This window comes from Streptomyces sp. NBC_00019 (assembly GCF_045041015.1).
Lineage (GTDB): Bacteria > Actinomycetota > Actinomycetes > Streptomycetales > Streptomycetaceae > Streptomyces.
The window spans coordinates 5,751,375-5,769,073 of record NZ_CP108302.1; the positions used below are offsets into that span (position 1 = coordinate 5,751,375).

Consider the following 17,699-nt stretch of genomic DNA (forward strand, 5'->3'; position numbering starts at 1 on the left):
GGTCACGTAAGGCGCGCGAGGGCGGCGGCCTCCGCGGTGCCCTCCGCCGCGCTGAACACATGCAGCACGAGCCCGGACTCGCCCGGCCCGGCGGGCACATGCAGCGTCTCGAAGTCCAACTCCAGCAGCCCTACGACGGGATGTCGCAGCCGTTTGCGCCCGGCGGCGCACATCGTGACCTCACCGGAGTCCCAGATCCGCCGGAAGTCACCGCTCCCGGTGGCCAGTTCGGCGATCAGCGCGCCCAACTCGCCGTCGCCCGGATACCGCCCGGCGGAGACCCGCAGCTGCCCCACCGCCTCGCCGGCCCGGTCCTGCCAGTCGGGATGCAGGTCGCGGGCGGCGGGATCGAGGAAGAGGAACCGCGCGTTGTTGGGATCGCGCCGCCCCGGCACGTCGAGGCCGCCCATGAGCGCGGCCCCCAGCCGGTTCCAGGCGACGACGTCGAGACGGTGGTCGGTGGCGAAGACGGGCAGCCGGTCCATGGCGTCGAGCGCGCGCCGCAGCCCGGGCCCGATCCGGGTGGCCGGCACGGGTTCGTGCCGCCCGGCGGCGAGGGTGTCGAGATGCCGCCGCTCCGCCGCGTCGAGACCGAGCGCCCGTGCCAGCGCGTCCAGCACCTCGGCGGACGGCTGGGTGGCCCGCCCCTGCTCGAGACGGACGTAGTAGTCCACGCTGATCCCGGCGAGCTGCGCCAACTCCTCGCGCCGCAGCCCCTGTACCCGGCGCCGCTTGTTCCCCACGACCCCGGCCGCACCGCCGATCCCCGCCTGCTCCGGCGCGACCCGCCCGCGACGGGCCCGCAGAAACCCACCGAGGGCCCGCTGACCGTCGTAGCTCACATCCATGAACTCCAGTATGCGTGGCCCTGCCAATACCAGGACTGACGATCCGCCGGTCGAAGGGGGTTCTGGCTGGGGCCGGGGGAGCCGGGCGAACCTGACGGCATGAAGAAGATCCTGATCGTCAGCGCCCACCCCGATCCCCGTTCCCTGAACAGCGCCTTGACGACGTTCGCGGCGGACCACCTCCGCGAGGCGGGCCACGACGTACGGCTCTCCGACCTCTACGCGATGAAGTGGAAGCCGACGGTAGACGCCGACGACTACCCCGACCACGCCCCGGACCACCGCCTCCACGTCATGTCGGCCTCCGAACAGGCCACGCTGGGCGGCCACTTGTCCCCCGACGTGGCCGCGGAGCAGGAGAAGATCCGCTGGTCGGACGCGGTCGTCCTGCAGTTCCCGATGTGGTGGTTCTCGGCACCGGCGATCCTGAAGGGCTGGATCGACCGGGTCTTCACCAGCGGCTTCGCCTACGGTCCTCAGGTCCCGCCGCCGTACGCCGAGAGCGCGTTGACGGGCCGCCGGGCCCTGTTGTCGGTGACGCTGGGCGCCAGGGAGACGTCCTTCTCGGACCGGGGCATCCACGGCCGCCTCACGGACGTACTGCACCCCCTGCAGCACGGCCTGTTCTGGTTCACGGGCATGACCCCGCTGGAGCCCTTCGCGGTCTACGACGCCAACGAGCTGCCGGAGGACCGCTTCCAGGCGGCCCGAGAGGCGTATGCGAGGCGCCTGGACACCCTGTTCACCGCCGACACGGTCCCCTTCCGGTCCTTGACGGGCGGGGACTACGACCGAGGCATGCGGCTGCTGCCGGACAGGGAGCGACCGGGGACGGCGGGCTTGGACCTGCACGTCCTCTAGTCAGCGGCTCCTTCAGTCGGTGACCAGGGCGAGAGTGAACCCGTCGTACCCCTTGGACCCGACGGTCTGGATGGTCGTGGCGCTCAACTTCGGGTGCTCGGCGATGAGTTCGGTGAACCGCCGGACCCCCTGCACTCGGGGGTCGTCGCTGTCCGGATCGGTGACGGCACCGTCGCGCACGACGTTGTCGCCGACGATGACACTGCCGGGCCGGGTGAGTTGCAGGGCCCACCGCAGGTACTCGGGGTTGGACGGCTTGTCCGCGTCGATGAAGACGAGGTCGAAGGGCCCGGCGCCCTCGTCAGTGAGAACGGGCAGTGTGTCGGCGGCCTTTCCGACCCGGAGGTCGACGAGATGACCGACCCCGGCCCGCTCCAGACTGGCGGCGGCGACCGCGGCGCACCGCTCATCGGCCTCCAGGGTGACCAGCCGCCCGCCCTCGGGCAGGGCCCGGGCGAGCCAGATGGTGCTGTAGCCGCCGAGGGTGCCGATCTCCAGGACGGAACGGGCCCCCTGGATCCGGGCGAGCAGATGCAGCAACTTCCCCTGGTTGGCGGCGACCTGGTGCGCGGGCAACTCGGCGGCCTCGCTGTCACGGACCGCGGCGAGCAGCGCGTCGTCCTCCTCCACGAGAAGCCCGTCGAAGTAGTCGTCGACGGCGGTCCAGGTCTGTTGCGACGTCCCCTGCGGCACCGTGGGTTCCCTTTCGATACGGAGTGAGTTCCGTAAGGGAACGTACCCGAGTTCGCTCAGCGCTGGTAGGGCTGCTGCTGCGGCTGCCCGTACGCCTGCTGCCCACCCACGGCCTGCACCTGCAGCTGCTCCGCCTGCTCCTTGGTGATCTTCTGCTCCGCGCCGCAGAAGGTGCACTGCGTCGTGAACTTCGTCGAGAACGGGAAGAGCGGCACGAAGAACAACGTGAACTTCGTGACCCGCTTGCGCAGCGTGTGGGCAGCGGGGTTGCCGCACTGGCCACAGACGAGGGTGAGTATCGCGAGCTGGTAGAGGTAGCCCTTGGTACCGAAGATGATCATGCGGGGTCCTTTCAGGATGGTGCCCACCTGTCTGCCTGCCGACAAAGGTTACGGCCGACCCCTGTGGACCTCGGCGCACGAGCCGCCACACCAAACAAAACAGGCGAGGCACCTAGGAACGTTCCTAGGTGCCTCGCCTGCTGTTTTGGCTGTCGGGGTGGCGGGATTTGAACCCACGACCTCTTCGTCCCGAAGCAACTTGGGTGGGGGTGCTGCCTTGGGCTGGTGCGGCTGTCACCTGCGCTGACAGTCCGCAGACGTACGCGGTTGTCCGCCGCTGTTCGCTGGGGTTGTCACGCAGTTAGACACTCATTGATGCCCTCTACACCAGTACGGGCCGTAGCGGACCGGACGACGCCACTGCAGCAACAAGGATCAGCTAACGAGTTTGCGGAACCGCTCAAAGAGCAGCCGGAACTCTCCTGGGTAGGGCGGCTCCTGATCTCCGTCATCGATCTCGTCTGGGTCGACAGGGGCATGTGCTGTGACGACCTCATCGACGAGCGCTGAGAGGTCGTCGTCGTCGAGAAGGAGCACAAACTCATGACGGCTGAGAGCTGTGTCCCTACAGCGCTGCAGGAAGTGTTCCTTGTCAGCGAGAGACCGGCATAGCAGTAGCCCCACTTTCCCGCGTAGCGGTGAGAATCTGCCGCAGAGTTGATCCAACTCAGGATTCCCGAGCTCGGAATGATAGTTTTTGCATTCGACGAAAATATGCGAGCTCGGATGCCCTTGTCGTGTTATCCATCCGAAAAATCCATCTGTTGCGTTGTTTGTGTAAGTTATATCAACTCGCTTTCGCGATTGATCCAAGGGGTGTTCGACGACCGGATAGGTTAGCCAAGGGTAAAAGATCGCGCTAAGGAGTGCGTGGACCTTATGATGATAGATTGTAGCGTTATCGACGCCGGGCGGTGTGTCGAGTACGTCCGTCAGGAGATTCTGGTAACTCACCGGTTTGGTCCCGGTAGCCGCACTTAGCTCATCGTGATCAAGAGGTCGCGACGGCTTCTTGCGCTTCTCCTCCTTGTAGGTGTGGAAAACCTGAGAGCGAGTCAACGTCAGGTCGACCATCTTTTCTTTGCCGCCGCCGTACTCCATTTCGACGTCCATCTTGGTCACGAATTTTCGCCCAGTCTTGGCAGTCTGGACGAGCTTGCTGCCTGGCTTGTCGAGCTCCTCGTCTTGCAGTGTCGGTGCCAAGTGATTCCTAAAGTAGTCCTCCTTGGTTAAATGTAGATCGTGGCGGACGATTACCTTGGGCACCAAAAGCAGGGGAGTTCCTGGTAGCAGCATTCGCGTATTCCCCTCTTCCCAGTCGCAGGTTGAGGGGTTCCACACGAGCCCGCTGTAAACTCCTTCTTGGAGCTCCATACCGTAAATTGAAGCCATAGACTGCGTATATGAGATCAGCATTCCACGAATAATGTTTGTGGTCACATCTGAGATTATGTCCTTACCGATGCCTTCTATGAAGAGGGCTGTATCCTCCAAGTCCTCAAGTAGGCCAGTCTCTGCCGCCCGGCTCACAACAAGGTTGTTGGTTATGCGTTGCACGAGATAGGGGCCCAAGCCTCGACCGCGTGACTTCCCTTTAGACAATCCGAAGTGAGTTTCGTTCGGCTCTTGCAGTCGGACAAGGAGCTCGCGGAGCCGATCCTGGTCGCCAGCGTTGATTGCGTCCACTACGCTGTGGAAAAAGGTCGAAAGCATTGTGTGGCACTGGCTCGACCACTCGTCTGGAAGGTTTTTCAGAGTGCTCGGATCGATGTAAACCGGGGTGTCTTTTTCTACATCTACATCGACGAAGTCGAGAGTTGGCTGCGTTCGACCCAGCTTGTAGTACTCGGAAACACGCATGACGCCCCCCAGGTTCGTCTACCGGTCTTCCGCGGATCGATATCGATACCCATCTCCAGATTTCCCTACGCTCGGCAGCGTCGAGTTGGCCGAAAGTAGGGTTCGAGTCGGCCCAGAGGTTGGGCGGAGGCGCCGGCACCATCTCGGGTGGACTGGTCTCAGAATCGAGCGGATGCGGCAGCTATTGCTTGCGCGAACCCGATGGCGTCGCTGCCGCCGGTTGTGGACCTGCTCAGGGCGATGCCTGTGTGGATGTCAGTAGCGGCAGCCAGGGTGGTGTGCTTATGGAAGTGCCCACTGGCCTATGGCCTGGGGGTTTCGCGTGGAGCCGGTGACGAGAATCGAACTCGCGCTCTCAGTTTGGGAAGCTGCGGGTATTTGGGGGCGGATCGGACGCTGACCTGGGCGAACGGACCCGGCACAGGCCCGCTGGGTTCGGCTGCTTTCACCGTGATTCCCCGCTGCTCACCGCTCGATCTGGTGCGGTTGTTGTGCGGTCTGACTGACCAGCACCTGCTCGCAGGCCGGCGCTGCCGAGCACGGAGCGGTGGACGCCGCTCTCCCTGAGATGCCAGTTGAATGATGGGGCGTCGGCCGATCAGTCGCCCTGCGCAGGGTCCGGCACACTGACTCGGGGCTCCAGAACCACCACTGCAGTGTCGTACGGCCGGCGTGCCGCGTAGGCGTCTAGGTTCTTGTCGATCTCGCCCCACCGGGCCCACAGCCGCGACCGCTCGTCACCCAATGCGGCGCGACCATGAGCCAGCCGCTGCCCGTCGACCAGGTCGACGGTCACGTCCGGGTGCGCCTGCAAGTTGAGCCACCAGGCGGGCTCGCCCTCACCCCACCCGTTCATCGCCAGCGAGACCAGGTTCGGACCGTCTTCGAAATACCCGATGATGACACTGCGCCGGCGGCCTGTGCGGCGGCCGGTGGTGGTCAGCCGCAGGGCGCCCCAGCCGTTGGCACGTGGCCGCCACAGACCGAGGCGGCCTCCGAAGACCCGATACAGACCCCGGTGCGCGTACCAGACCAGACGGATGACCCAGCGCGGCGGCAGCCACGGTGTCTTGGCTCGTCGCTCGACCGACATGGCGACCTCCCACATACCCCACCGGCTCCGGTTACGCGCACGACGCTAATCGTGGTCGTCAGCGGCCGATAGAGCCGAACGGCCCGTCGGCGCAGCCGGATGACATCTCCAGCGAGGCGAGGGAAGACGCACGCTTTCCAACTGTGGTGGTGGGGTGGCGGGGTGCGTGCGGGGGCGTTCATCTGTGTTCATGGGCGACCGGCTGCTGGCGCCTGGGCGGCTTCGGGTCTCGCCTGAACGGTCGTGAACGGGGCTGAATGAGACGGAAATTGAGACGGACGCAGGCGGTTGCGGAGGGCCGTGCGTCTGGCGTGCTACTTCCGTCCTGGCGTCCATTTCATGCCGAGCCGATAGGCCCGCGAGATCACGTCGTGGATCGCAGGGCCATCCTGCGGGGTAAACCACCTCACCTCGCGTTCGACAATGAGCTCCGCCCTTTGGCGCTTGATCAAGGCGATCGCACACGCATGGCCTTGCGGCGGGCACTCATCGAGACGCACCTCAAAGCGGTCGCCGCGATCCGAAGTGAGGGTCACTACTGCGTCGAGCCCGCGGAAGTCCCCCGAACCGCTGTAGATGTAGACGAAGAGCAAGAGCTTTGAGAACTCAGCCTGGTGGTCGAGATTGATCACCAGGTTCTCGCCGACGGCTCGGGTGCCGGTCCGATCGTCCGCGTCCAATGCGACGTAGGGGAAGCGATCCACTGCGCCGAACGCGTTGCCGAGGGCCTGCACGACGGTCTTGCTGCCGTCGCTGCATCTGATCATGCAGCCCAGATCGAGATCTACGTCCTTGGCCGCGTTAGCCCGCAAGGAGGCCCGCATCCTCCGGAACCAACCACCGCTCATCGTCTGGGCTTCCCGCTCTGCCGTCGCCCGCGGCGAGGTCCAGTTGAGGTTGACCCGGATCAGCCCCGAAGTCACACCGTGCTTGTCCAACGAGACCGTAGGCGAGGCTTTCGTCAGGACCACTGCTCCAGGCTGAGTCATCTTCGCAGTTCCTTTGCGGGAGTAGGAGACCCGAGGGTGCGGCTCGACACCACGGACATCGTGCGAGGGCCGGAAGTGACATCCCATAGCTGCTGGAACTGCTGAGGTGAGATTTTGCGTATCTGTGACCAACTTGTCGCTACTGCGTGGCATGACCTGACATGTCAACAGGAGGCGATGAGCCAGGCGGTACGAGCACTACATGGGGGCCATCCCAGCGCGGATGATGAGTAGGTCGCGCCCTCAGCTTGGGAAGCTGCGACTCCATAGGGTTGGTCAGCGCGTTGACCTGGACGAACCGCAGGGCCGTGTCCTCGTTGGGCTGGGTCGCTTCCCCCGTGATTCCCTCCCGCTCCCCGTCCAATCTGGTGCGCTAGTGGTGCGGGACCGGTACTACAGCCGTGACTCGCGATCTCGCTTGTCGCGGGTGGCGTAGTGGCAGCGTTGTGCGCGTGCTTGGTGGGTTCGGCGCCAGCGTGACTGGATGATCACGATCGCCGGTGGTGGCGGTGTGGTGGCCCAGACGAGCCGGTTGAGCAGGCGGCGGATCTCCTCGGCGGTGTAGCGGATCAGCTTTTCAACGCGGCCCGACGGGCCCCCTTTTCGGGCGCCTGGGCAGGGTCGGCCGGTGCGGGCAACAGGTGGTGTCCGTCGGGTTCCTGGAGGTGGCGGCTGCGGGTGTCAGTGATCGTGAGGAAGGCGAGGGCGGCCATGGAAAGGGTGATGTGGCGGTGCCAGGCGTCCCAGGTGCGGACCTCATAGTGGTCCAGGCCGCAGTCGGACTTCGCGGTCTCGAAGCAGTCCTCGATTCCCCAGCGCAGGCCCATCACGCGGACGATCTCGCCGATCGGGGTGCCGGCTTTGGCGTGCACGGCGAAGTAGGCGATCTGTGTGGGGTCGGTGATCGAGCGTCGCACCAGCAGCAGGTGGACATGGCCGCGTCGGGGGCCGCCTTCGGCGCCGCCGGGCCAGGTGACGTCGGCCAGTGCCCAGTCGTAGGAGCGCAGACCCTTGGCTCCCACGCCGCAGGAGCGGCGTTCGAAGATCAGCGGGATACCGGCGGCCAGCTTGTCCACGCGCAGAGGCCCGGTGCCGTGGGTGGACACCGTCTCGTCCACCGGGACGGCCATGACATAGGGGATGCGGCGGCGCTCCAGTGCGCCACGGAGCTTGCGGTCCTGGCCGTAGGCGCTGTCGGCGGCTACCCAGCCGAAGGGCACTTTGGCCCGGCGGCACCGCTCGACCTGAGGTTCCCCCGTCATACGGGAGCCGCTGATCAGCTGGTCAGCAGGGGTTGACGGGTGTTGAGGTTCGTTAGTTCGGCCGTCGCCTGCTCGGCGTAGTACTTCTCCTCGAACTCGATCGGGCTGAGGAAGCCGAGCCGTTTCTGGATGCGGCGGGAGTTATAGAAGCCGTCGATGTATTCGAAGAGCGCGAGGTTCGCCTCGGCCCTCGTGGTGAAGGTGCGGCCACGGAGGCCCTCGGTTTTGATGAGCATCCAGAGGTTCTCCGCGAGGGCGTTATCGTACGAGTCCCCGACGGAGCCCATGGATGCCTCAACTCCCGCTCGCATCAGACGGGTTGTGAGCTTGATGGATGTGTACTGACAGCCGTGGTCGGCGTGGTGGATGAGCTGCCCGGGCTCGACCTCGCGGGACGCGAGTGCGTACTCCAGGGTGGTCAGGACCAGGTCGGCGTCCGCGCGGGCGGAGGTCTCCCACGCGACCACCCGGCGGGAGAAGGCGTCCCGGATCGCAGAGAGCCACAACGGTCCCTCGCCGGTGGAGATCATCGTCAGGTCGGTGACCCACAACCGGTTCGGCGCCGGTGCGGTGAAGTCCCGGTTGACCAGGTCCGGGGCGAGGCTGGCCGTGGGATCGCGGCGCGTGAAGCCCTTCCGCCGGGGGCTGATCCCTGCGATGTCGGCCTCGCGCATCAGGCGCTCGACCCGCTTGCGGCCCACGTGGACGCCCTCGCGTTTGAGGACGGCGTGCACGCGCGGTGAGCCGTAATTGCCGCCGGACTCGGTGTGGATCTCCTTGATCCGCTCGGTCAGTTCGACGTCGCGGCGCCGCCGTTCGCACGGCTCCTTCTCCGCACGGCGCCACCGGTAGTAGGTGGAAGAGGCGATATGCAGTTCCCGCAGGACGCACTCGACTCCCAGGCGGGGATGCTCGTCAACGAGCGCCGTCACCTGGGCCGGGTCGGGTCGAGCTGCGCCGCGAAAAAAGCTGAGGCCGTCCGCAGGACGTCGTTGGCCCGCTTGAGCTGGGCGTTCTCCTTGCGCAGCGCGGCGAGCTCGGCCCGCTCGTCGGTGGTGAGACGGTCGTCGCGCTCGCCGGCATCGGCCTCGGCCTGCCGGATCCAGCCGCGCAGGGCCTCAGGATGCACACCGAGGTCGACGGCCAGCTTCTTGATCTGTGGCTTCGGCTCGGTGGTGCGATACATCTGCACCGCACGCTCACGCAACTCCAGCGAGTATTTCCTGGGGGCAGCCATGGTCATAGGTCCTCTCATGAGTCCCATCTGACCGGCTGTCAGCTTCCTCCGCATCTCGGGGGAACTTCAACCATGCGCCGGCCCAGTTCCGGTTTGGTCACCACTGCCTTCGCGCGCGCTCGGGGAATGTGCTGGGTGCGGCAGCGGCCGGCGTCGGCGCACCAGGCGGCGGGCAGGTACAACTCGCGGTCGATCAACGCGCGTCCAGTGTCGGTGGCGTACGCGCAGAACACCGCGACCTGGCAGTTCTCGATCTGGCCGGTGATCCCGGCGTACTGCGGGGCCACCCCGGCCGACATCCGGCCCTTCTTCAGGAACGCCGTCTCATCCAGTACCAGCACCCCGTCCGGCCGGGCCAGGAACTGGACGACGAACGACCGCAGGGCGTCACGGAGTTGATCCGCGCACCAAGTCGAGCGGGCCAGGAACCACTGGACCCGGTCCGGACTCGAGTGCCCGACATGCTCGGCGATCTGCCACCCGTTCTTGCGCTCGACCGGCGCCACCAGCGCCTTCACATAGGCCATCGCCATCCGACGCGGCTCGACCCGCCCGAAGACACCCGCCAAAGAGGCGAAGAAGTCATCGAACCAGCCCGCCCACACCTGCACCGCCCGCTCCGTACTCACGGACAGGTCAACGCATCACACGGCTACCGGACACGGACACGAGTCACGGCTGTAGTACCGGGGACCCGGTGCGAGGCAGTGAGCAGGCGTGACTCGGTTGCCCCTTAGATCCGCTGTGGCTCGTGAAGGAGAGGAAGCGCGTACGAACGGCGACAGCACTGGCCTCTACGCCGAACCACGGGGTTCCGAAGCTGAAACAGCGCTAGCCTATGAGGGACCTGCACAGTTGTCTGCGGGTTCCCGTTAAACCTGCAGACCACGGAGCGTTGAGGTGACGGAGCGGAAAGTCGCAGTCGTATTTCTGCACGGACTATTTTCCGGACCTAAGACATGGGAAAATCTGCAGCGCCTCCTCGAAAGCGACCGCGATATCCACCGCGGCGAGGTTCAGATTGACTTTAAGCGCTTCCCATACGACTCACCTAAGTTCAAAATAAATCCACTGCGTCGCATTCCGAACCTCAATGATATCGCTGAAAGCTTGAAGAGCTATTTGGAGATTGAGTGTGACGATTACGACGCCCTGATTCTAATCAGCCATAGCCAGGGTGGCCTAGTACTTCAACGCTACCTACAAAGAATGCTTAATGACGGACGCGGCCTGGATCTTAATAGGATCAAGAAGGCCGTGATGTTTGCATGCCCTAACTCAGGTTCCGAACTTTTCCTGCTGGCGCGCAGATGGATCTTTTTCTTTTTCAGACATTCACAAGCCAAGGAACTTGGAACCCTCAATGATTCTATTGCAGAGGCGCAAAGGAAGGTGATCCACAGCATCGTCCGGTCCGCTACCTGCGCGCCCAACGAATGCAGAATCCCGATTATTGCCTATTTCGGGCAAACTGACAATATTGTGCGCCCCACTTCGGCTATGGGTCTTTTTCTGGACACAGGATCAATGCCAGGTGACCATTTCACTATCATCCAGCCGGGGAATAAGGAGGCCCTGGTATATAAGACAGTCAAAAAACACGTGCTGGATACTTGCCGGGACCTTGTGTCTTTGCCGACAACGCCAATGACGCCGGATTCCGATCCCGAACTGTCTTCTTCGCCGGATAGGAGCTCGGAACAGCGCTGGGCTTTCGCGTGGACTGCAGACTACCCGTCGGAAGAGCTGGTGGGTGCAATTGCCCGCGCAGTGGACTTCGTGCAATCAACCGACAGGGCTGCACCATTCTTTAGCCTTCGGGTAGACAGTAGCGCAAAGCCGGCAAATAGCGAGTATGGTAGACCTGCAATTTCCGAGGTGGTTCAGAAGTCGCGCATCTCGATCATCATTTCGGACGACCTTGCCAGCTCATTCCACTGCCTTCACCTATTTCGAGCTGCAGTAGAAGCAGAAAAGAAAGTTTACGTTCTGTCGCAGCGAGAAATTTCAGATGAAAGCAAGATGGAGATTCTTGCCGCTGGAGATAGGGCTGATGTCGAGACATTTGTATACGAGCCATCAAAGCTACAGGAGGAAGTCAGTCGAATTCTGCTAAAGGCGGGACCAAAGACTGACTGGCTCGAGGGCACGAGTGATGCTAAGGAAATCTGGGCGGGTGGGAACTAAGATGCTTGGTTGGACACTAGCTGCGCTCTCTCCGAAGGAAGTGGCTCCTGTCGTTGGGCGTAATTCTTCACTGAGGGCCGTGGAGGCATTGGCCCTCGTAGTACTGGGGCGATTCCAGGACTATGAACGACTTCATGACCAGGGTGATGGAGAACAGTCAGGGTTGTTCCCAATTGAAGCCCAAGATTCCTCCCCGGAGTGGGAGCTGGTTCGGGCTGCTGCCCAATCAATGATGCATCCCACAGAAGCCATCGGAATGGAACGCCTGCGTCGGTTGGTCCATGGTGCCGTGGTGCCAGCGGAAATCAGGGCAGTCGCTGGGCTGTTTTTGACTATTTCCTATGCGGACATGGATCGCAGCGAGGAAGCTGTCAGTGTCTGTAAATATTTGAGAGAGGAAAACCTGGCACTGCCCGTGCTTGCATCAGTGGCATTGCATGTGCAGCAGGGACTTCGTGAGGCGGAATTGGGAGAGTACGCCGCAGCAAGAGAGTCCTGTGCACGGGCCCTGGAATTGCTTGACGGGACCACTGATTTCCCTGAGTACTGCGCGAAAGCAGCTCAGGAGATTAAAGTCTCAAATGTATCTGATGTATTCCGCCGAGTTGAGACCCTGCTTCGCGCAGCTGCTTCGCGTAACTCGACACTCCTCGATTCTATGGTCAGAGTCACCGAGCCAGGCTTCGCAAAAATTCAGCCAGATCAAACACCGAATCGCGGTTTGAGGGATCAGCTTCTCGCAGGAGTAACGTCGACATACATCAAGGAACTTTTCGAGAGAGAGGTTCGAGATCGTGCCTATTTTTCCCGCCCGCAGACTATTGGGCGAGAAAATGCTGTCCTTCGTGATCTACACGCCCTTTGGCTGTGCTCGCACCTAAGTGGCGACTGGATTGACACCCTCTCGGCGTCCGAGATCCTCGGTCGCGAATGGCTGATGAGAGAGGAGGAAGACCGTGATACTGCGCTTTGGCTCAACGAGCAGGGAGTACGCTTGCTTCGGACTAGTGGCAGTTCAAAAGCGTACGAGCAGGCTATTCGGCTCATGCGCGAGGAAGGTCCTCTTCGGGTTCTGAAGAAGGAACTTATGCTGGCACTCGGTCGCCTCTCCGGCTCTCCCTCCAAGGCTGGATTCGAGGTCATCAGGGCAGGCGCTCCTCTACTCACACAGGGCGAAGCCGATTCTGCCTGCAGTAGCATTTTGGCGCACCAATTCCCTGCCTACCAAACGACAGTGGGCGGAGGATGGTTTTCCACACGAGAGCCGATGTGGAATGCTATTGCTGCGCTTTCCTCTGAAATTTCTGATAGGGACTCCCTTTCAGCTGCTCTTCGCGAGAAGCTGTCTGACGGCGAGTCAATTACGGCGCATAGTATGCTGCCCGTCCTGTCACGACTCGATTGGCGCCGAGTTAGCCTAGATGAGCGAAATTCCTGGATTGATTATCTATCAGAAAATGTAAGCGCTGAAATCGGCGAGGTGCGGGATACCGTCCTATATGGACTCGTTAAGCAGGGCGACCGCAGGGCGCTGGAGCTCTTCGAGGCTTCTCTCAGTGGCGAGCCAGATTTGGGTCAGGTAGCTACGCTCACCGACCTCCATCAGATTGGCTTTTCGGACCCTCTCCTGAAGCGCGCCGTGGTCGTGCTGGATGTCTGTAAGCGGGCGATCTCAAAGACGATGGAGGAGGCATCGCACGGGGCTTATTCCTTCGGAGGTGAAAACGAAGGGCTAATCGCCGCCATAATTTCCGTTGATTTCCCGAATATGGCCGTTTGGTCAGAGGTCTCGGCCCTGTTGAGGCATCGAAAAGTCCCGTCGCACAAGAAGGATCCAATTCTGGGATTCCTGGCACGTAAGTTTGAGAATGTTCCAGAATCGGTGCGCATGGAACTATCGCAGGATCCGACTGCGCTGCAATCGCCTCAGATCAGTGGACTATTTCCTGTCTCGACATCAGGTGCTTCGGGGCCGCGCTTGAGATTTCTGACCAAGGCTAAAGGGGTTAGCGCGTCGGAGGCTCTTGCGGAGTTCACCCGACTCGTCCGCGATGCGGAGGTGCTCCAACGCGTAGAGGCGGCAAGGTCAACACCCGTGCTGGCTGAGGTTTTGGGATCTGACTTCACTTTTGGATTCGTGCTCACCCTGCTCAGTGACCGTTCCGCTTTGCCAAGAGCAGAGGCGGCCGAGGCGCTGGCATACTTTGCTAATCTCACTGGTGATTCAGCCAGCCATGCTGTGAATGCCATCGGCGACTGCCTGGCGGCAGATGGAGTCGCGGTCCCATTCGGAGCACTGCGAGGAATCCAGCGATATGGGCTACCCGAAGATCGCGAACTCGCGGACAGGCTGAGAAATTATCTCGCTCGTGCATCGCAGGACAGTCTGGTTACGCGAGTCAGGGCCATTTCGCTGGACTTCTTGCAAGGAAATTGAATCTAGTTGGGCTGGATTGCTTTTGCCGCGATGAATCCGCTGGGCTTCTACGCAGAGGTCGGCGTAGTGGCTTTGGGGTGGCGCTGCTTTGGCGCGAGTGATCATGGCCCCGTAAGCTTCCGGCGCGTCGGGCAGTCTGTGGACCTGCCCGGTAAAGCACGACGTTGGGGCCATGATCTTCGAGGCTCGCGCCAAAGTGGCTCCGTAAAGCCGTGGAGCCGACCGCCCCAGCCACGATGTACCCCTTCCCTGACATCAGGTGGCTGCATGCTTGGAGCGCGGCACGGGCGCCGGCCGGGCTGGAGCGGGGCGGAGACAGGAGCGCAGGCCCGGCCGGGGGCCGGGCCGCGCGCGGGGAGCGGAGCGAGCCGCCTTGAACCCGTGAAGAAGGTTGTTACTCAGCTATCGGCAGCGTTCGGGATCGCGGGATGGCCAGGTCAGAATGGCGGCTCTTCGCTGCAACCCGCGTCAGCGCCCGGATACCGTGTGCGGTGGTCCGGTACAAGGTCGGTGCTGCAGAACCAGAAGGGGTCGCGCTGGCCTTCGAGCCCCGTTGCGTCCTCGCCCCATGCGTCGAGGGCGTCGATGGCTCGCTCCCGGTACTGCCACAGTTCGCTGGTTCCGAGGATCTGCCGGATCAGGGGGACCAGTGCTGCTTGGTGATGACGCACCCTGGGATCGTCCAGGAGCGGGATGCACGCTGCGATGGCTGCTTCGCGTACATGACGGTCGCTGTCATCGGTGTACGCGAAGGCGGCTGAGAAGAGCAGCGGCCGGATATCGCGTACGGCAACGGCCGGCGGATAGTCGTCGAGAGGGAATCCGTGCTCGCTGTCGATGATGTAGGCCGCGTCAGTGACGTCGTTGGCGACGGAGTCGATCCAGCCCAGTAGTTCGGCGCGCATGTTGCCTGGGAAGGACCAGCGGTCCTTGTCGACAGAACATGTCGTCCGTGGGTCGGAAAGGATCGCAGCCACGTACAGGGCTGTGGGTGCTGTCGCCTCGTAGAGAGTGTTCTGGTGGTGCACGACGTGATGGATGTCGTCCAGCGCCTTCGTTCTCACCGCCTGGTTAGCGTCCAGGAGTGCGACCAGCATCTTGGGTACGTCTTCGGCCGGCCCGTAAGCGTGATTCAACTCTGCCCAATTGGTTCGGGTGAGCGTCTCCTGTGGGTCGGGGAGAGCGCCGGGAGACGAGAGCTCGTGGACGTCTGTCATCTGATCCGCCACAGGGGCGCTGCGTACTGCTTTGGGCGGCGGGCGACGAGGAGTTGGCGCAGACCGTCGCGATGGGAGCCGCTGAGGCCCAGTGCCTCGGTGAGGTGACGAAACGTCGTGTGGGTGATTCCGCGGACCCGGGCTTCGGTCTCGAACTCGTCGAGCTGGGACAGAACGGAGTCGGCATCGAGTCCCGCATCTGCCTGGTCCTTCAACCACCCGGCTTTGTTGCGCTCGTAGTCGATCTCCGAGTAGCCGCAGATCTCGCGGCTGTAGGTCTCCACCTCGTCCAGGGTTTCAGTCGTCAAGACTGCACGGGCTAGCTCGTTCCGGCTCAATGCCTCGTCCAGGTCGACCTGGTGGACTGTCGGGCTCTCGTCTGTGAGCTCGACGGGCAGTCCTGCGTCTCGGACTTCGCATGTACCGCGTACACCTTGGGCCGTCGCCGCGAGCATCCCGGTTGCCTCGGACGGGTGCCATTCCAGTACCGAGCTGACCGACTCGACGTCCTTCGCGGTGAAGGTGTGGATGAGCGGGCCGAGCATGCCGCGTACGTCGTTGAGCGGCAGTTCACCGTCCAGTCCGGGTCCTGCGACCAAGAGCCGCACGGGGGCGTTCACTTGGCAACATGCCGCGAGCGTGAGGGCGTCTGCTAGCGGGCTCTTCAGGGTCGGCTCGTCGCCTCGGGCGAGGATGTCGCCGCCCACGTCCAGGAGATCGATGGAGTCCGGGGAAAGGTGGCTGACGAGTTCTTCGAGTTGGCGGGTGACGCCCTCGGCGCCGTGATGCGGGTCGATGAGGGCGAAGGTGTGCGGGAGTTCAGCCGCAAGCCGGGGGAGCGTAGAACCCGCTGGAGCAATCGGCCGGGCGTCCGCCGGCACCGCCCAGACCGCCGGGGTGAGTCGCTCAAGGCCGGTGAAGTTGTCCGGTCCCCGCGGGCCCGGTACCGGGTCGACGAGCAAGCGGTCCCACGCGTACGTGAGGATCACCGCCTGGTCCTCGTCGCCGTAGAGGGCGGCGTGAAGCATTGCGGCGGCGACTGCGTCGCCCCCTCCTCCTGCTGCGACGATCAACCGCTTCATGCGGCCAGCGTACGGGGTAGGGGGTTGACCACTCACCCTATAGTGGCTAGAGGCCATAGCCACTTGGACGAGGAGGGTGAATGCCTCAGATCGAGGAGGCTCAGCCGAAGTATCTCCAGATCGCGCACTTCATCCGCGATCAGATTCTTCGGGGAGACCTGAGGCCGGGGGATGAGGTGCCCTCGGAGCGACAGTTGGCGGCGGACTGGAAGGTGTCCCGGCCAACGGCTGCACGGTCGTTGGAAGCGCTGAGCCATCAGGGGCTCGTCGAGAAGCGTCAGGGTTCGGGCACTTATGTGCGCAGCCTGGAGGTCAACCGGCGGGCGCGTGAGCTGTACGGCCGGGCCCGGCAGACCGGGAAGATCTACACGCCTGGTGAGTACGCGGTGATCACGTCGGCCGGTTGGCTGGATGCGCCGGATCACGTCGCCGAGGCCTTGGGCCTGGTCAAGGACCGTCGGGCCGTGCACCGGCGGAGGGTGACCAACAACCAGGACGGGCCGATCACGCTGTCCACTTCGTGGTTCGCTCCGGAGGTTGCCGAGCGCGCGCCCAAGCTTCTGGATCCTGAGCGGATTCAGCAAGGGACGCTGATGTACGTCGAGAACATGACGGGGCGCCAGGGCAGCTATGCCGAGGACCGCATGTGTGCTCGGGGCGCCACCGACGAGGAGGCGGCGGACCTGCAACTGGCTCCTGATGAGGCTGTCCTGATTGTTCATCACGTCGTCTTCGACCTCCAGGACCGGCCGTTGGAGTTCGCCGAAGCCACGTATCCCCCGCACCGTTGGGCCTTCGAGCAGGGCTACCCGCTGACCTGATGGCTCGTCAGTTATGCCGAACCGCTTGCGTAGCCCAAGTGGCTAATGCCACTATCCACAAAGTGGCTAAGGCCACTTGGATCGGAAGGGGGCACGGCGTGACGAGTCAGCGGCCGGACAAGAGTGCGCGGTTAGCTTGCCGGGGATGCCGAGGGCGTGGTTGGAAGCGCGTCGGCTCCCGTACGGCTCTGGCGCTCTCCGTAGCCAACGACCGCGTTCGTGCCACATCGAAACGGCGCTGCCTCGACTGTGACGGCAGCGGCAAGGAGTGAGCGCGGATGGATGACGCCACCGACGGCCGTCGCGGATTCGGTACCGCACGACTCGGAGCGATGATCCTGTTTCCGGCGCCGGAGTCGGTCCCTCGTGCCCGGCGATGGTTCCGGAAGCTCATTGCCCCGTACAAGCCGGCCTGCTCGATCGAAGACTGCACGCTGATGGTCTCCGAGCTGGTCACCAATGCCGTTCTCTACGGACGGGCGGATGAGCTCTGGTGGGTGCGCCTTGAGTGGTACCGCGTGGAGACGTCGCTCCGCATCGAGGTGCACAATCCGGGGTTTCCGGCGAATGTGCGCCTGCGGCGCCCAGACGCCAACGAGGCACACGGGCGGGGCCTGCTGCTGGTCGACTCCATCGCCGAGTCGTGGCACTCCGGGCCCAGTCGATTCGGTGGGACGGTGGTGTCCGCCGTCGTGGCCGACGCCTGGCCGACGAATGAGAACTTCGGTCACGTCCTACTGTGAGTGTGTAAGTGTCGCTAGTCTGGTTGAC

17 protein-coding genes are annotated in these 17,699 nt (G+C 63.3%); 5 read left to right on the top strand and 12 right to left on the bottom strand.

The window, feature by feature from the left end; translation table 11 throughout:
* Positions 1-2: 2 nt before the first annotated feature.
* Entirely contained in the window at positions 3-848 is an 846-nt protein-coding gene (locus tag OHU89_RS27175; protein WP_405646586.1) for a helix-turn-helix domain-containing protein, read from the bottom strand.
* A 99-nt stretch (positions 849-947) separates the two neighbouring features.
* On the opposite strand from OHU89_RS27175, the gene OHU89_RS27180 reads away from it, so the two are divergent.
* Positions 948-1,709 (top strand): NAD(P)H-dependent oxidoreductase, encoded by a 762-nt coding sequence (locus OHU89_RS27180; RefSeq protein ID WP_266889455.1) that lies wholly within the window; start codon positions 948-950, stop codon positions 1,707-1,709.
* Positions 1,710-1,721: 12 nt separating this feature from the next.
* Here OHU89_RS27180 and OHU89_RS27185 read toward each other — a convergent pair whose 3' ends face one another.
* The 9 genes from OHU89_RS27185 to OHU89_RS27225 all read right to left on the bottom strand — a co-directional run bounded on the left by OHU89_RS27185 (position 1,722) and on the right by OHU89_RS27225 (position 9,813).
* A complete protein-coding gene (locus tag OHU89_RS27185) occupies positions 1,722-2,402 on the bottom strand; it encodes an O-methyltransferase (protein WP_405646589.1) in 681 nt (226 codons plus the stop codon).
* A gap of 56 nt (positions 2,403-2,458) precedes the next feature.
* Positions 2,459-2,743, bottom strand: coding sequence for a zinc-ribbon domain-containing protein (locus OHU89_RS27190; protein ID WP_405646591.1), 285 nt, complete (start codon positions 2,741-2,743; stop codon positions 2,459-2,461).
* A gap of 375 nt (positions 2,744-3,118) precedes the next feature.
* Positions 3,119-4,603: a hypothetical protein gene (locus OHU89_RS27195; protein ID WP_405646594.1), complete on the bottom strand. Its 1,485-nt coding sequence runs from the start codon at positions 4,601-4,603 to the stop codon at positions 3,119-3,121.
* A 598-nt stretch (positions 4,604-5,201) separates the two neighbouring features.
* Positions 5,202-5,696 carry a nitroreductase/quinone reductase family protein gene (locus OHU89_RS27200; protein WP_405646596.1) on the bottom strand — a complete coding sequence of 165 codons (495 nt, stop codon included), beginning with the start codon at positions 5,694-5,696 and terminating at the stop codon, positions 5,202-5,204.
* A 314-nt stretch (positions 5,697-6,010) separates the two neighbouring features.
* Positions 6,011-6,634: a hypothetical protein gene (locus tag OHU89_RS27205; RefSeq protein ID WP_405646599.1), complete on the bottom strand. Its 624-nt coding sequence runs from the start codon at positions 6,632-6,634 to the stop codon at positions 6,011-6,013.
* 620 nt (positions 6,635-7,254) lie between these two features.
* Positions 7,255-7,947 (bottom strand): transposase, encoded by a 693-nt coding sequence (locus tag OHU89_RS27210; RefSeq protein ID WP_405646601.1) that lies wholly within the window; start codon positions 7,945-7,947, stop codon positions 7,255-7,257.
* A gap of 14 nt (positions 7,948-7,961) precedes the next feature.
* Positions 7,962-8,879 carry an IS3 family transposase gene (locus OHU89_RS27215; protein ID WP_405638656.1) on the bottom strand — a complete coding sequence of 306 codons (918 nt, stop codon included), beginning with the start codon at positions 8,877-8,879 and terminating at the stop codon, positions 7,962-7,964.
* Positions 8,876-9,184: a transposase gene (locus OHU89_RS27220; protein ID WP_405638658.1), complete on the bottom strand. Its 309-nt coding sequence runs from the start codon at positions 9,182-9,184 to the stop codon at positions 8,876-8,878. Before OHU89_RS27220 ends, OHU89_RS27215 begins: the two co-directional genes overlap by 4 nt.
* A 38-nt stretch (positions 9,185-9,222) precedes the next feature.
* On the bottom strand, positions 9,223-9,813 hold the full coding sequence (locus tag OHU89_RS27225; RefSeq protein ID WP_405646603.1) for an IS701 family transposase: 591 nt from the start codon (positions 9,811-9,813) through the stop codon (positions 9,223-9,225).
* 271 nt (positions 9,814-10,084) lie between these two features.
* Here OHU89_RS27225 and OHU89_RS27230 point away from each other — a divergent pair, with 271 nt between their 5' ends.
* Both OHU89_RS27230 and OHU89_RS27235 read left to right on the top strand, forming a co-directional pair.
* On the top strand, positions 10,085-11,371 hold the full coding sequence (locus tag OHU89_RS27230; protein WP_405646605.1) for an esterase/lipase family protein: 1,287 nt from the start codon (positions 10,085-10,087) through the stop codon (positions 11,369-11,371).
* A gap of 292 nt (positions 11,372-11,663) precedes the next feature.
* A complete protein-coding gene (locus OHU89_RS27235; protein WP_405646607.1) occupies positions 11,664-13,808 on the top strand; it encodes a hypothetical protein in 2,145 nt (714 codons plus the stop codon).
* A gap of 437 nt (positions 13,809-14,245) precedes the next feature.
* On the opposite strand, the gene OHU89_RS27240 is transcribed toward OHU89_RS27235, so the two are convergent.
* The gene (locus OHU89_RS27240) at positions 14,246-14,905 is read right to left on the bottom strand and encodes a hypothetical protein (RefSeq protein ID WP_405646609.1); all 660 of its coding nucleotides are present in this window, start codon (positions 14,903-14,905) and stop codon (positions 14,246-14,248) included.
* Between the two features lie 116 nt (positions 14,906-15,021).
* Positions 15,022-16,107: a DUF1152 domain-containing protein gene (locus OHU89_RS27245; RefSeq protein WP_405646611.1), complete on the bottom strand. Its 1,086-nt coding sequence runs from the start codon at positions 16,105-16,107 to the stop codon at positions 15,022-15,024.
* Between the two features lie 80 nt (positions 16,108-16,187).
* Between OHU89_RS27245 and OHU89_RS27250 the strand changes: the two genes are divergently transcribed.
* Together OHU89_RS27250 and OHU89_RS27255 are read left to right on the top strand one after the other, a co-directional pair.
* The gene (locus tag OHU89_RS27250; RefSeq protein WP_405646613.1) at positions 16,188-16,928 is read left to right on the top strand and encodes a GntR family transcriptional regulator; all 741 of its coding nucleotides are present in this window, start codon (positions 16,188-16,190) and stop codon (positions 16,926-16,928) included.
* Between the two features lie 278 nt (positions 16,929-17,206).
* Positions 17,207-17,671: an ATP-binding protein gene (locus tag OHU89_RS27255; RefSeq protein WP_405646615.1), complete on the top strand. Its 465-nt coding sequence runs from the start codon at positions 17,207-17,209 to the stop codon at positions 17,669-17,671.
* The last annotated feature ends 28 nt before the right edge of the window (positions 17,672-17,699 follow it).